A 15,906-nucleotide genomic window follows, 5' to 3' on the forward strand; every position below is an offset into this window, starting at 1 on the left:
TGTGTGGAATACATTTTTTATGAGTGGATATCGTCTTTCGGGTCAGCCTTCGATCGCGCTATGCGATTCACGTTGGCGCAGACATGTGCCGTTCCCTGCTCAAACCTGGCGTTCGGGTGAACCTCACGAGTCGTGGTGACCATCGGTGAAATTGCCCTTGACGATCCGCAAAACGTGAAGTCTGCTCGATTGGGAATAGTCCATTTGGCGGTCGTCAAGCCGGTCGAGTGGTCGCAAACATGGTGCGGTAATTCTGCGGTCGCGTGGACTGGATCAGTTCGGAGCAGCAGTTCGGGATGTGCGTGTGAAACCTGCGGAAGTGGGTACAGGACTCTCCGTGCTCACTGTTGTTGGAGGTCACGGCCTCGGCTGCGAAGTGTGATCATCCGTCGATTTCCGCCGGGTGTGCGCCTGCGCGGATATCGGGCACCGTGCTGCGGGTGCTGCGGGAGAAATGTCCAGCCGACGAGCGGTAGGGCTCGTCAGTGAAGGAAGAGGGCTGTGGACGACTTAGGCAGAGCGTTTCGGCGAGCGGTGCGCGAGCACGGCGTCCCGGGCGCGCAGTTGGCCTTGCTGAGCGACGGCGAGGTGTGGGAGTTCGAGTTCGGTGAGGCGCGTCACGCCTCCGGACGCGCAATGGGCCGCGACACCAAGGTGCCGATCGGCTCCATCACCAAGACTTTCACCGCGACGCTGCTGATGGTGCTGGTGTCCGACGGTGACGTCGACCTCGACGAACCCGTCGCCGAGTACCTGCCGGAGGTGCGGCAGACCGGCGGCCGGCTCGCCGAGGTGCTGACCACCCGCCACCTCCTCAGCCACACCGGCGGACTGCGCTCCGAGGTCGTCGCGCCGTCCGCCGACGCCCGACCGCCCCTGGCGGCGTCCCTCCTGGAACTCCTGCACGCGCCGGGGGAGGGCTTCTCGTACTCCAACGCCGGCTACGCCCTGGCGGGCCGCCTGGTCGAGGTGGCGACCGGGATGACGTGGTCGGAGGCAGTCCAGACGATCTTGCTGAAGCCGCTGGGCATCACCCCGGCCTTCATCGTGGGCGACGGCGCCGCGGCGCCGTCCATCGCGCACGGCCACACCGTGAACCGCGTCCTGCGCCAGGTCCGCCCCGTCGAGCAGGACTTGTCGCCGATCGAGGCGCCGGCGGGTGGGCTCGCCGCGAGCGCGGCCGACCTGGTCGAGCTGTCCCGGGTGCACCTGCGCCCCGAGCACGGCGGGACCGACCACGGCCTGGTGGCCCCGGACGACCTGGTCGAGATGCGCCGCCCCGTTCCCGGCGCCGAGCCGTTCGGGCTGGCCGACGGCTGGGGTCTGGGCCTGGCGCTGTTCCGCCGCGGCGGCACCGAGTGGTTCGGCCACGACGGCACCGCCGACGGCACCTCCTGCCACCTGCGCATCGACCCCGAATCGGGCGCCGTGGTGGCGCTCACGGCCAATTCCGCCTCCGGCGCGGCACTGTGGCGGCAGCTCCTCCCCGACCTGCGGGCGGCCGGCCTCGACGTCGGCGAGCACACCACCTCGGTCGACCTCGGTCCCCGGGTGTCCGTCCCGCCCGGCTGCGCCGGCGACTACCTCAACGGAGACACCGTCTACTCGGTGGTCGTCCGGGACGGCGGGCTGCACCTCGTCGTCGACGGTGACGAGGCGGCGCGGCTCACCCTCCACGACGGGCTCGTCTTCTCCGTGACGGACCCGGCCGGCGGCGAGGCCGGTCACCCCGGACGCTTCCTCCGCGACCCGCGCAGCGGCGTGGTCGACCGCATCCAGGTCGGCGGCCGGATCGCGAGCCGCCGGCAGCGCGCGCGAGAAGTGGCCTGACCGCAGCACCTCCGCGGCACCCACCCCCACCGCCGCCCGGCGCGGCACCCACCCCACCCGTGCTTCTGCGGCGCCCTGCCGCGCCCACAAAGAGGTTTGGACAGCGATGACGCTCCCCGAAGCCGCCCGTGTCACACCGTCGACCGCCGCGGCCCGTTCCGGTGCGGGCGGGACCCCGCCCGCCGCGGCGCCCACCATCGTCGACCTGTTCGCCGAGCAGGTGCGCGGGACCCCTGACGGCGTGGCCGTGGTCGCGCAGGGCGTGGAGTGCTCGTACGCCGAGCTGGACGCCCGGGCCGACCGCCTGGCACGCCGCCTGCTGCGCCTGGGGGTGCGGCCCGAGCAGTGCGTCGGCGTGCTGGCCGACCGCTCCGCGGACCTGGTGGCCGCGCTCCTCGCCGTGGTCAGGGCAGGCGGCGCGTACGTGCCGCTGGACACCCGCGCACCGGCGGGCCGGATGACCGCCGTGCTGACCGGCGCCGGGGTGTCGGTGCTGGTGACCGACCGCGCCTGGCGGGCCACCGCCGAACGGGTCCACGGCGGTCACCTCGTGGTGATCGAGGACGACGAGGACCGGGTCACCGAGCCGGGGACCGCGCTCCCCGCGCTCGTGCACCCGGACAACCTGGCCTACGTCATGTTCACGTCGGGTTCGACGGGCGTGCCGAAGGGCGTGGCGGTGCGGCACCGCGACGTGGTGGCGCTCGCCCGGGACTCCCGGTTCGGCAACGGCGCGCACGAGTGCGTGCTGCTGCACTCCGCGCAGGCGTTCGACGCCACCACTTATGAGATGTGGGTGCCGTTGCTCAACGGTGGTCGTGTGGTGGTGGCGCCGCCCGGTGACGTGGACGGGCGGGTGCTGCGCGAGGTGGTCGGCCGGCGCGGTGTGACGAGCGTGTTCCTGACGTCGGGTCTGTTCCGGGTGTTGGCGCAGGACGACCCGGCGTGCTTCGCGGGGTTGCGCGAGGTGTGGACCGGCGGCGACGTCGTGCCCGCCGCCGCCGTGCGGCGGGTCGTGGAGGCGTGCCCCGGCACCACCGCGGTGGACGTCTACGGCCCCACCGAGACCACCACCTTCACCACCTCGTACCCGATGGCCGATCTCGGGGCCGTCCCGGACGTGCTGCCCATCGGCCGACCGCTCGACGGCATGCGCGCGTACGTCCTGGACGAGGACCTGCGCCCGGTGGCCGACGGGGTGACCGGTGAGCTGTTCATCGCGGGCGCGGGCCTGGCCCGCGGTTACCTCGGCCGCCCCGGCCTGACCGCGCAGCGGTTCGTGGCGGACCCGTTCGGCCCGCCGGGACAGCGGATGTACCGCACCGGCGACCTGGTCCGGTGGAACCCGCAGGGGGAGCTGGACTTCGTGGGCCGCGTCGACGAGCAGGTCAAGGTCCGCGGCTTCCGCATCGAGGCCGGTGAGGTCGAGGCCGCCCTGGCCCGTCACCCCGGTGTCGCGCAGGCCGCCGTCGCCGCCCGCCACGACCACGTGGGCGCCAAGCGCCTGGTGGCCTGGGTCGTCCCGGAGGGCGACCGCCTCCCCACCGACGACGAACTGCGGGAACTCGTCCTGCGGACCCTGCCCGACTACATGGTGCCGTCGGCCTTCGCCGCGGTGGACCGGTTGCCGCTCAGCGCCAACGGGAAGGTGGACCGCAAGGCCCTGCCCGACCCCGACTGGCAGGCCCCGTCGCGCGCCGCACGGGTGGCACCCCGCACCCCCGCGGAGACCGCCGTCGCCGCCGCCTGGGCCGACGTCCTCGGCGTGGCGCCCGACCGGATCGGCGCCGACGACGACTTCCTGGGCCTGGGCGGCGACTCGATCCAGGCCATCCGGGTGGTCTCCCGCCTGCGCGCGGCCCTCGACGTCCCCCTGTCCTCCGGAGACGTGTTCGACGCCCGCACCGTCGCGGGCCTCGCCGCCCTGCTGGCCGATCGGCGGCCCGCCGGCGAGGACGACCGCATCACGCCCGCCCCGCGCGACGCCGCGCTGCCGCTGTCCCCGGTCCAGCAGCGGCTGTGGTTCCTGCACCGCCTCGACCCCACCGCCACCGACTACAACACGGGCGTCGGCCTGCGGCTGTCCGGGCCGCTCGACGAGGACGCCCTCCGTGCCGCCCTGGACGGGCTGGTCGAGCGGCACGAGACCATGCGCACCACCTACGACGAGGTCGACGGTCGGGGCGTGCAGGTCGTCGCGTCGCACGGCACGCTGCCGCTGCGCGTGGTCGATCTGGCCGGGGTGGCGCCCGCCGACCGCGACGCGGCCCTCGACCGGGTGCTCACCGAGGAGCTGACCACCCCGTTCGACCTGGCCCGCGGCCCCGTGGCCCGCGCCGTGCTGGCCCGGCTGGCCGACGACGAGCACGTTCTCCTGCTCGACCAGCACCACATCGCCACCGACGGCTGGTCGGTCCGCGTGCAGGTGGACGACCTGGTGGAGCTGTACCGGGCCGCGCTGCGAAGAACCGCACCGGACCTGCGCCCGCTGCCGGTCCGCTACGCCGACTTCGCCGTGTGGCAGCGCGAACGCCTCGACGACCAGGTCGAGGCCGCCGAACTCGACCACTGGCGTGACCGGCTCGCCGGCCTGGAACCGCTCGACCTGCCCACCGACCGACCCCGGCCCGCGCGGCGCACCACGTCCGGCGCCGTGCACCGGGCCGCACTGCCCGCCGACCTGGTGCGGCGCCTGGCCGAACTGGGCCGCGCCGACGGCGCCACCCTCTTCACCGCCCTCACCGCCGCCGTGCAGGTGCTGCTGGCCCGCTACACCGGCCGGCACGACGTCGCCGTGGGCACCGCCTCCTCCGGCCGGGGCAGGCCGGAGCTGGACGACCTGGTCGGCTTCTTCGTCAACACCCTCGTCCTGCGCTCCACCGCGGACCCCGCCCTGCCGTTCCGCGACTTCCTGAGCCGGGTGCGCGCCACCTCGCTGGACGCGTTCGCGCACGACCGGCTGCCCTTCGACCGGCTGGTCGACGAGCTCCAGCCCGACCGCGACCCCAGCCGCACGCCGCTGGTGCAGGCGCTCGTCGTGCTCCAGCAGGCGATGGTGGAACCGACCGCGGTGGACGCGCTGCGCGTCGAGGAGCACCACCTGCCCCGCCCGCGCGCCCGGTTCGAGCTGCTGGTCGAGTTCTGGCCCCGGGGCGACGCGCTGGACGTGGCGCTGGAGTACAACACCGACCTGTTCGACGCCGCCACCATCGAGCGCCTGGCCGGTCACCTCCGGGTCCTGCTGGAGGCCGTCGCCGCCGATCCGGACCGCCCGCTGGGCGATCTGCCGCTGCTCGACCCGGCGGAACGCCACCGGGTCCTGGAGGAGTGGAACGACACCCGCCGGGACCTGGCCCCGGCCACGATCACCTCCCTGTTCACCGCGCAGGTCCGCCGCAGGCCCGACGCCACCGCCGTGCTCGCCGACGGCACGTCGCTCAGCTATGCCGAGCTGGACGCCCGGGCCAACCGGCTGGCCCACCACCTGCTGCGCCGCGGCCTGCGCGCGGAGGAGCCGGTGGCGCTGCTGCTGGGCCGCTCGGCGGACCTCGTCGTGGCCGAGCTGGCCGTGGTGAAGGCGGGCGGGGCGTACGTGCCGCTGGACACCAGGTCGCCCGCCGAACGGCTGGCGGTGCTGCTGGCCGAGACCGGCGCCGGGGTCCTGGTGACCGACCGGTCCCGGCGCGACACCGCCGCGTCCACCCACGACGGTCACGTCGTCGTCATGGACCACGCGGACCTCTCGGCCGAGCCCGCCACCGACCCGGACGTGTCGCCGCACCCGGACAACCTGGCCTACGCCATGTACACCTCGGGTTCGACCGGTGTGCCCAAGGGCGTGGCGGTGCGGCACCGCGACGTGACCGCGCTGGCCCGCGACTCGCGCTTCCTCGGCGGCGCGCACGAACGCGTGCTGCTGCACTCGGCGCCGGCGTTCGACGCCACCACCTACGAGCTGTGGGTCCCCCTGCTCAACGGCGGCACCGTCGTTGTAGCCCCGCCCGGCGACCTCGACGCGGAACTGCTGCGCGACCTGGTCACCCGACACGACGTGACCGGCCTGTGGCTGACCGCCGGGCTGTTCCGCGCCGTCGCACAGGACGACCCCGCCTGCCTGGCCGGGCTGCGCGAGGTGTGGACCGGTGGCGACGTGGTGCCCGCGGCCGCCGTGCGCCGGGTCCTGGAGGCCTGTCCGGGCATCGCGGTGGTCGACGGCTACGGCCCCACGGAGACCACGACGTTCGCCACCTCGCACCGCATGACCGCCGCCGCCGGAGTCCCGGACGTGGTGCCCATCGGCCGCCCGCTGGACGACATGCGCGTCTACGTGCTCGACGAGGCGCTGTCACCGGCCCCGATCGGCGTGCCCGGTGAGCTGTTCATCGCGGGCGCGGGCCTGGCCCGCGGTTACCTCGGCCGCCCCGGCCTGACCGCGCAGCGGTTCGTGCCCGACCCGTTCGGCGAGCCGGGGGAGCGGATGTACCGCACCGGCGACGTCGTGCGGTGGCGGCCGGACGGCACCGTCGAGTTCGTCGGCCGCACCGACGACCAGGTGAAGATCCGCGGCTTCCGCGTGGAGCCGGGCGAGGTCGACACGGCGCTGGCCGAGCACCCCGCCGTCGCGCAGTCGGTGACCGTCGTGCGGGTGGACGACACCGGCCGCAAGCGCCTGGTCGCCTACCTCACCACCGCCGAGCACACCGTGGAGCGGCCGGACGCGGCGGAGTTGCGCGGGTTCCTGAACCGCTCGCTGCCCGACTACCTCGTGCCGTCCGCGTTCGTGGTCGTGGACGCGCTCCCGCTCAACGCCAACGGCAAGGTGGACCGCCGCGCCCTGCCCGAGCCGGACTGGGGGACCGCCGGCGCCGCGCACCTCGCGCCCGCCGACGGGCCGCAGACCGTGCTGGCGGACATCTGGGCCGAGCTGCTGGGCGTGGACCGGGTGGGCGCGAACGACAACTTCTTCGAACTGGGCGGCGACTCGATCCTCAGCATCCAGGTCGTGTCGCGCGCCCGCCGCGCCGGTTTCGCGCTCACCCCCGGCGACTTGTTCCGGCACCCCACCGTGGCGGCCCTGGCCGCCGTGGCCGGGCCCGAGCAGGCGACCGCCGACCAGGGCCCGGTGGTCGGCGACGTGCCGCTGACCCCGGTCCAGCGGTGGCTGTTCGCCACGAACCCCGACCATCCCGGGCACTTCGCCCAGTCGTTGACCGCGGAACTGGCCGACGACGTGGACGTGGCGGCGCTGCGGCGGGCGCTGGCGGCGTTGCTGAGCCACCACGACGCGCTGCGGATGCGGTTCGAGCATGCCGACGACGGCGGGTGGCGGCAGTACAACGCCCCGGTAGAGGACGGTGACGTCCTCGACGTCCACGAGGTGTCCCCGGACGACGACGACCGCGTTCGGACCGTCACCACGCGGGCGCACGCGGACATCGACCTCTCGAACGGGCCACTGGCCAAGGCAGTGCTGTTCACTGTGGACGGACACCGCCCACTGCTGTTCCTCGCCGTGCACCACCTGGTGGTGGACGGCGTGTCGTGGCGTGTCCTGTTGGAGGACTTGGACACCGCCTACCGGCAGGTGCTGCGCGGTGAGGCGGTCGATCTCGGGGCGAAGACCACGTCGTTCCGGGAGTGGGCGTTGAAGCTGGTCGAGCACACCGCGAACGGCGGGTTCGACGACGAGCGCGACCACTGGGCGCGGACCGCCGCGATCGACCCGTCCCTGCCCGTCGACCACGACGGGGTTGGCACCGCCGGTTCCACCCGCACCGTCACCGTCCGGCTGGACGCGGAGACGACCCGGGCGTTGTTGCAGGACGTGCCGGGGGTGTACCGCACGCAGGTCAACGACGTGCTGCTGAGCGCGCTGGGCCGGGTGCTGGCGGAGTGGACGGGTCGGCAGCGGGTGGTGGTGGACCTGGAGGGCCACGGCCGCGAGGACCTGCTCGACGGTGTGGACCTCTCGCGCACGGTCGGCTGGTTCACGTCGATCTTCCCGGTCGCGCTGGAGGTCCCCGTCTCCGACGGCGACTGGGGCGGCACGCTCAAGTCGGTCAAGGAGCAGTTGCGGTCCGTGCCGCGCAAGGGCATCGGCCACGGCGCGCTGCACGAGCCCGGCGCTGACGGGCCGCGGATCAGCTTCAACTACCTGGGCAGGCTCGACTGGTCCGCCGTCGAGGGCGGACTGGTGCACGCCGTGCGCGGCAGCCTGGAACTGCACCACGCGCCGGAAGCACCCCGACCGCACCTGCTGGACGTGGTCGGCGCGGTCGAGCGCGGCAGCCTCGAACTGACCTGGTACTTCAGCGGCCGGGTGCACGAGGAGTCGACGGTGCGCGGGCTGGCCGAGGCGATGGCGGAGGCGCTGCGCGGGATCGTGGCGCACTGCGCGCAGCCGGGCGTCGGGGGCCGCACGCCGTCGGACTTCCCGTTGGCCGGGTTGGACCAGGCGGGCGTGGACCGGCTGGTCGGCGACGGGCGGGGCGTGGAGGACGTCTACCCGCTCACCCCCATGCAGGCCGGCATGGTCTTCCACGGCCTGGTCGACCGGGGCGCCTCCGGCGCCTACTTCAACCAGGTGCACTTCCGCGTGTCCGGGGTGACCGACCCGCGGGCGTTGGGCGAGGCGTGGCAGCGCGTCGTGGACCGGAACCCCGTGCTGCGCAGCGAGATCGCGTGGGAGGGCCTGCCCGAACCGCTCCAGGTCGTGCGCCGCGACGTCACCCTCCCGGTCGCGCACCTCGACTGGACCGGCCTGGACGAGGCCGGCCGCGACGAGGAGCTGCGCCGGTTCCTGGAGCGAGACCGCGCCGCCGGCTTGGACCTGGGCGCCGCGCCGCTGATGCGCGTGATGATCGCGGCGCTGTCGCACGACGAGGTCCAGGTGGTGTGGACCTTCCACCACGTGCTGCTCGACGGCTGGACGGCGGCGCAGCTGTTCACCGAGGTCTGCGCGCAGCACGCGGCGATCTCCCGCGGCGGTCCGGGGCCGGCGACCTCCCGGCGCCCCTTCCGCGACTACGTGCACTGGCTGGACCGGCAGGATCGCGCGTCGGCCGAGGAGTACTGGCGCGGGGTGCTCGCCGGGTTCGACGAGCCGACCCCGCTGCCCTACGACCGGCGACCGGTCGAGGCCCACCGCGCCGAGTCCGGCGGCACCGTCCGCTTCGACCTGACCGCCGAGCAGACCGAGCGGCTGCGCACCGCCGCGCAGCGCGCCGGCCTCACCGTGAACACCGTCGTGCAGGGGGCTTGGGCGCTGTTGCTGGCCCGCTACGGCGGCACCTCCGACGTCGTGTTCGGCACCACCGTCTCCGGCCGGCCCGCCGACCTGGCGGGCGTGGAGCAGATGGTCGGCATGTTCATCAACACCGTGCCGACCCGGGTCGCCGTCGACCGGGACCGCGACCAGCTGTCGTGGCTGCGCGACCTCCAGGCCGACCAGGCCGAGGCGCGCCGCTTCGAGCACGTGCCGCTGTCCCGGCTGCGCGCGTGGAGCGACCTGCCCGGCGGGGTGAACCTGTTCGACAGCATCCTGGTCTTCGAGAACTACCCGTTCGACGAGGACGCCATGGCCGAGCACGGCCTGCGGCTGCACGACGTGCGCGCCCACGAGCCGACCAACTACGCGCTCACCGTCGTCGTTTCGCCGGGGCCGCGGCTGGTGGTCGAGCTGGACCACGACCAGGCGCTGTTCGACGAGGCCACGGTCGAGCGACTGGGCCGGCACCTGCGAGCACTGCTGGAGGACCTGCTCGCCGAACCCGACCGGCCGCTGCGCGACCTGCGGATGCTCGATGAGGCCGAGCGCCGGCAGGTGCTGGTGGAGTGGAACCCCACCGGCCGCGACTACCCCGTGGCCACGCTCCCCGCGCAGTTCGCCGCACAGGTCGCCCGCACGCCCCACGCCGTCGCCGTCACCTGCGAGGGCCACGCCCTCACCTACGCCGAGCTGGACGACCGCGCCACCCGGCTGGCGCACGTGCTGGCCGCGCACGGCGCCGGGCCCGAGCGGTACGTCGCGCTGCGGCTGCCCCGCTCGATCGACCTCGTGGTGGCCGTCCTGGGCGTGCTCAAGTCCGGCGCGGCGTACCTGCCGATCGACCCGTCGTACCCCGCCGAGCGGGTGGCGGGCATGGTCGAGGACGCCCGGCCGGTGCTCACGCTGACCGAGCTGCCGGACCTGTCCGGCGTGCCCGCGACCGCGCCCGAGGTCGACCTGCGGCCCGAGCACCCCGCCTACGTCATCTACACCTCGGGCTCCACCGGCAAGCCCAAGGGCGTCGTCATCCCGCACGCCAACGTGGCGCGGCTGTTCTCGGCGACCGACCACTGGTTCGGGTTCGGCCCCGACGACGTGTGGACGCTGTTCCACAGCTACGCCTTCGACTTCTCCGTCTGGGAGCTGTGGGGACCGCTGCTGCACGGCGGGCGGCTGGTCGTGGTGCCGCACGAGGTCTCGCGCTCCCCACGCGACTTCGCGCGGCTGCTGGCCGACGAGCGGGTCACCGTGCTCAACCAGACGCCCTCGGCGTTCTACCAGCTCATCGCCGAACGACCGACGGGGCTGAGCCTGCGCTACGTCGTCTTCGGCGGCGAGGCGCTGGACGTGCGCAAGCTGGCCGCCTGGGAGGGCCCAGGCGAGCTGATCAACATGTACGGCATCACCGAGACCACCGTGCACGTCACGTGGACGCCCGCCGACGGCACGGTCGGCGAGCCCATCCCCGACCTGCGCGTGTACGTCCTCGACGACGACCTGCGGCCGGTGCCGCCGGGCGTCACCGGCGAGATGTACGTCGCCGGCGCGGGCCTGGCGCGCGGCTACCTCAACCGGCCGGGCCTGACCGCGTCCCGGTTCGTCGCCGACCCCTTCGGCGAACCCGGCACGCGCATGTACCGCACCGGTGACCTGGCCCGCTGGCAGGACGGCAGGCTGGACTACCTCGGCCGCGCGGACCACCAGGTCAAGATCCGCGGCTTCCGCATCGAGCTGGGCGAGATCGAGGCGGCGCTGGAGGCGCACGACGACGTGGCCGAGTCGGTCGCCGTCGTCCGCGAGCACGCCGGGCGCAAGCTCATCGTCGGCTACCTCGTGCCCACCGCGGGCCGCACCGCGCCCGTCGCCGCAGAGCTGCGCGGCTTCCTGGCCCGCTCCCTGCCCGAGCACATGGTGCCCTCGGCGTTCGTCGTGCTCGACCGCTTCCCGCTGACGGGCAACGGCAAGCTCGACCGCAAGGCGCTGCCCGCGCCCGAGTGGGAGGCGTCCGGTTCCGGGCACGTCGCGCCGCGCACCGACACCGAGCGGGTGCTCGCGGAGATCTGGGCGCAGGTGCTCGGGGTCGAGCGGGTCGGCGTCGAGGACGACTTCTTCGAGCTGGGCGGCGACTCGATCATCAGCATCCAGATCACCTCGCGCGCCCGGCAGGCCGGGTTCGCCCTCGTGCCGCGCGACCTGTTCACCCACACCACGGTCGCCGCGCTGGCCGCCGCCGCACCCGCCGCCGACGCGGTCGAGGCCGTGCCGCAGGGCCCGGTCACCGGCGAGGTTCCGCTGACCCCGATCCAGCACTGGTTCCTCGACGCCGAACCGCCCCGGCCCGAGCACTTCGACCAGTCGGTGCTGCTGGAGTTCGCCGACGACGTGGACGTGGCGGCGCTGCGGCGGGCGCTGGCGGCGCTGGTGAGCCACCACGACGCGCTGCGGATGCGGTTCGAGCGCGCCGGCGACGGCGGGTGGCGGCAGCACAACGCCCCGGACGAACCGGTGGACGTGCTGTCGGAGCACGAGCTGCCCGACGCCGACGAGGAGGCGCGACGGGTGGTCGTCGAGGAGGTCCACCGCGGCTTCGACCTCGCGCGCGGTCCGCTGCTGCGCGCGGCGCTGCTCGACGGCGGGGCCGGTGGGCGGCAGCTGCTGCTCGCCGTGCACCACCTGGTGGTGGACGGCGTGTCGTGGCGTGTCCTGTTGGAGGACTTGGACACCGCCTACCGGCAGGTGCTGCGCGGTGAGGCGGTCGATCTCGGGGCGAAGACCACGTCGTTCCGGGAGTGGGCGTTGAAGCTGGTCGAGCACACCGCGAACGGCGGGTTCGACGACGAGGCCGACCACTGGGCGGCCGCGGCGGGCGACCGCGACGTGCCGGTGGACCTCGACGGAGCCAACACCAGCGGCACGGTGCGGGGCGTCACCGCCGAGCTGGACGCGGAGACGACGCGGGCGTTGTTGCAGGACGTGCCGGGGGTGTACCGCACGCAGGTCAACGACGTGCTGCTGAGCGCGCTGGGCCGGGTGCTGGCCGAGTGGACGGGTCGGGACCGGGTGGTGGTGGACCTGGAGGGCCACGGCCGCGACGGCGACTTCCTCGACGGTGTGGACCTGTCCCGCACGGTCGGCTGGTTCACGTCCGTCTTCCCCGTGGCGCTGGAGGCCCCCGCCGGGAGCGACGACTGGGGGTCGGTGCTGAAGTCGGTCAAGGAGCGGCTGCGGTCCGTGCCGCGCAAGGGCATCGGCCACGGCGCGCTGCGCCACCTGCGCGGCGGCGGCACGACCGGGCACCCCGCGGTGGCCTTCAACTACCTCGGGCAGTTCGCCGGCGCGGCGGGCGGGACGGCGTTCCGCACCGTCCGCGGCCTGGCCGCCGACGCCGCGCCCGACACACCCCGACCGCACCTGCTCGACGTCGTGGGCGCCGTGGAGGACAAGCGGCTCAGGCTGACCTGGTACTTCAGCGGCCGGGTGCACGAGGAGTCGACGGTGCGCGGCCTGGTCGAGGCGATGGCGGAGGCGCTGCGCGGGATCGTGGCGCACTGCGCGCAGCCGGGCGTCGGGGGCCGCACGCCGTCGGACTTCCCGTTGGCCGGGTTGGACCAGGCGGGCGTGGACCGGCTGGTCGGCGACGGGCGGGGCGTGGAGGACGTCTACCCGCTCACCCCCATGCAGGCAGGCATGGTCTTCCACAGCCTCTCGCAGGCGGAGAACGGCCTCTACACCGAGCAGATCGCGTTCGTCCTCGACGGCGTCACCGACACCGCCGTGCTGGCCCGCGCCTGGCGCGAGGTCGTGGAGCGGACGCCGATCCTGCGCAGCCGCGTCGTGTGGGAAGGCGTCGACCGTCCTCTCCAGGTCGTGGAGCGCGACGTCGAGGTGCCCATCCGCGAACTCGACTGGACAGGCCTTTCCGAGGACGAGCACCGGAGCGCGCTGCGCGACCTGCTCGACCGCGACGCCACCGAAGGACTCGACCTGGGCGCCGCACCGCTCATGCGCCTGGTGCTGGCCCGCGTCTCCGGCACCGCCGTGCGGGTCGTGTGGACCTTCCACCACGTGCTGCTCGACGGCTGGAGCACCTTCCAGGTGCTCACCGACGTGTTCGGCTGCCACGCCTCCCTCACCGCCGGCCGCCGCCCCGAACCGGTCGCGCGCCGGCCGTTCGGCGACTACCTGCGGTGGCTGGACCGGCAGGACCCGGAGGAGGCCGAGCGGTACTGGCGCGGCGTGCTCGCCGGGTTCCGCGCACCGACCCCGCTGCCCGTCGACCGCCCCGCCGAGCAAGGCCACGCCGGCGGCTCCGGCCGCTGGACCACGTTCACCCTGCCGGGCACCGCGCTGCGCGCCTTCGCCCAGCGCAACGGCCTGACGACCAACGCCGTCGTCCAAGGGGCCTGGGCTCTGCTGCTGTCGCGCTACAGCGGTCAGCGCGACGTGTGCTTCGGCTCCACCGTGTCCGGCCGACCGGCCGACCTGCCGGGCGCGGACTCCATCACCGGCATGTTCATCAACACCCTGCCGGTGCGGGTGGACGTCGACGACGACGAACCGGTCGCGGCCTGGCTGCGGCGCCTGCAGGCGGCGCAGGCGGAGTCCCGGCGGTTCCAGCACGTGTCCCTGGCCGAGCTCCAGGGCTGGAGCGAGGTACCGGGCGGCGTGGACCTGTTCGACAGCATCCTGGTGTTCGAGAACTACCCGGTCGACGACGAGGCCGCCGCCGAACACGGCCTGGCGCTGCGCGACCTGCACGCCGTGGAGACCACGAACTACCCGCTCAGCGTCGGCGTCAGGCCCGGCGAGGAGATGGCGGTCGAGCTCGGCTACGACCCGGCCCTGTTCGACGCCGCCACGGTCGAGCGGATCGCCGGCCACCTGACCCGGGCACTGGAGGGGATGACCGCCGATCCGGACCGCGCCCTGGGCGAGGTCGACATCCTCGACGAGGCGGAACGGCGGCTCGTCCTCCCGGCGCCCGCCGGCCAGACCGCGCCCGAGGGCACGGTGGCCGACCTGTTCGCCGCGCGAGCCGACCTGACTCCGCCCGCCACGGCCGTCGTGGCGGGCGGCACCGCCCTGACCTACGCCGAACTGGACGCCCGGACCAACCGGCTGGCACACCGGCTGATCGCCCTGGGAGTGCGGCCGGAGGACCGCGTCGGCGTGCTGCTGGACCGGTCGGCCGAGCTGGTGGTCGCGGTCCTGGCCGTGATCAAGGCGGGAGGCGCCTACCTGCCCCTGGACGTCCGCGCGCCCGTCGACCGGATGCGGCTGGTGCTCGACCAGGCCGGGGCGGGCGTGCTGCTCGCCGACCCCACCTGGGAGACCACCGCCCGCGAGGTCCACACCGGTCACGTCGTCGTGCTCGACGGCGATCCCGGCGGCCCCGCCGACCGCCCCGCGGTCGCCGGCCACCCGGACGGCCTCGCCTACGTCGAGTACACCTCGGGTTCCACCGGCAAGCCCAAGGGCGTGGCGGTGCGGCACCGCGACGTGGTGGCACTGGCCCACGACTACCGCTTCGACGGCCCGGCCCACCGCACCGTGCTGGTGCACTCGCCGCTGGCGTTCGACGCCTCCACCTACGAGCTGTGGGTGCCGCTGCTGCGCGGCGGCACGGCCGTCGTCGCCCCGCCCGGCGACCTCGACGCCGCGGTGCTGCGCGAGCTGGTCACCGCGCACGGCGTGACCGCGCTCTGGCTCACCGCCGGCCTGTTCCGGGTGCTGGCCCAGGACTCGCCGCACTGCCTGGCGGGCGTCGCGGAGGTGTGGACCGGCGGCGACGTCGTGCCCGCGCCGGCGGTGCGCCGCGTCATGGAGGCCTGTCCCGGCCTGGTCGTGGTGGACGGCTACGGCCCCACCGAGACCACGACCTTCGCCAGCGCCCACCGGATGCCCGACCTCGCGTCCGTGCCGGACACCGTGCCCATCGGCCGGCCGCTGGACGGGATGCGCGCCTACGTGCTGGACGACCGGCTGCGGCCGGCGCCGCTCGGCGTCCCCGGCGAGCTGTACCTCGCCGGCGACGGGCTGGCCCGCGGCTACCTCGACCGGCCGGGCCTGACCGCCTCCCGGTTCGTGGCCGACCCGTTCGGCGAGCCGGGGGAGCGGATGTACCGCACCGGTGACGTGGTGCGGTGGCTGCCGCAGGGGGTGCTGGAGTTCGCCGGTCGTGCCGACGACCAGGTCAAGCTGCGCGGCTTCCGCATCGAGCTGGGCGAGGTGGAGGCCGTGCTGGGCCGTCACCCCGACGTGGCCCAGCTCGTCGTGGTGGCGCGCGAGGACACTCCCGGGGTCAAGCGGCTGGTGGCCTACCTGGTGCCCGCCGCGGCCGACCGCGTCCCGGACCCGGCCGACCTGACCGCGTTCACCGGGCGGCACCTGCCCGACTACATGGTGCCCTCGGCGTTCGTGGTGCTCGACGCGCTGCCGCTGAGCACCAACGGCAAGGTCGACCGGGCCGCGCTGCCCGCCCCCGTCGAGGCCGCGCCCGCCGCGCGGCACGTCGCACCCCGGACCGACACCGAGCAGGTGCTGGCCGGGATCTGGGAGGACGCGCTGGGCGCGGACCGCGTCGGCGTCGAGGACGACTTCTTCGCCCTCGGCGGCGACTCCGTGCGCAGCCTGATGGTCACCTCCCGCTGCCGCGCGGCCTTCGACGTGCCGCTGACCCCCCACGACGTCCTCACCGCCCGCACCGTGGAGAACCTGGCGCGGCTGGTCGAGGAGAAGATCCTGCTCGAACTCGAACGAGTCGCCTTCGGTGACGGCGCCACCCAGGAACTGTGAGGAGAGACAACACC

Annotated in this window: 2 protein-coding genes; both read left to right on the plus strand. The window is 74.1% G+C overall.

All coding sequences use genetic code 11. The features are described 5' to 3' along the window. Positions 1-501 precede the first annotated feature (501 nt). Positions 502-1,830, plus strand: a complete 1,329-nt coding sequence (locus tag ACRAKH_RS13440) for a serine hydrolase domain-containing protein (protein ID WP_380723900.1) — start codon at positions 502-504, stop codon at positions 1,828-1,830. 106 nt (positions 1,831-1,936) lie between these two features. Continuing rightward, positions 1,937-15,892 (plus strand): amino acid adenylation domain-containing protein, encoded by a 13,956-nt coding sequence (locus ACRAKH_RS13445; RefSeq protein WP_447009849.1) that lies wholly within the window; start codon positions 1,937-1,939, stop codon positions 15,890-15,892. The last annotated feature ends 14 nt before the right edge of the window (positions 15,893-15,906 follow it).

The sequence above is a fragment of the Saccharothrix hoggarensis genome (assembly GCF_052936025.1).

Bases quoted from the DNA above. Each gene is read 5' to 3' on its own strand.
- ACRAKH_RS13445 (WP_447009849.1), top strand. From the start codon at position 1,937: ATGACGCTCCCCGAAGCCGCCCGTGTCACACCGTCGACCGCCGCGGCC.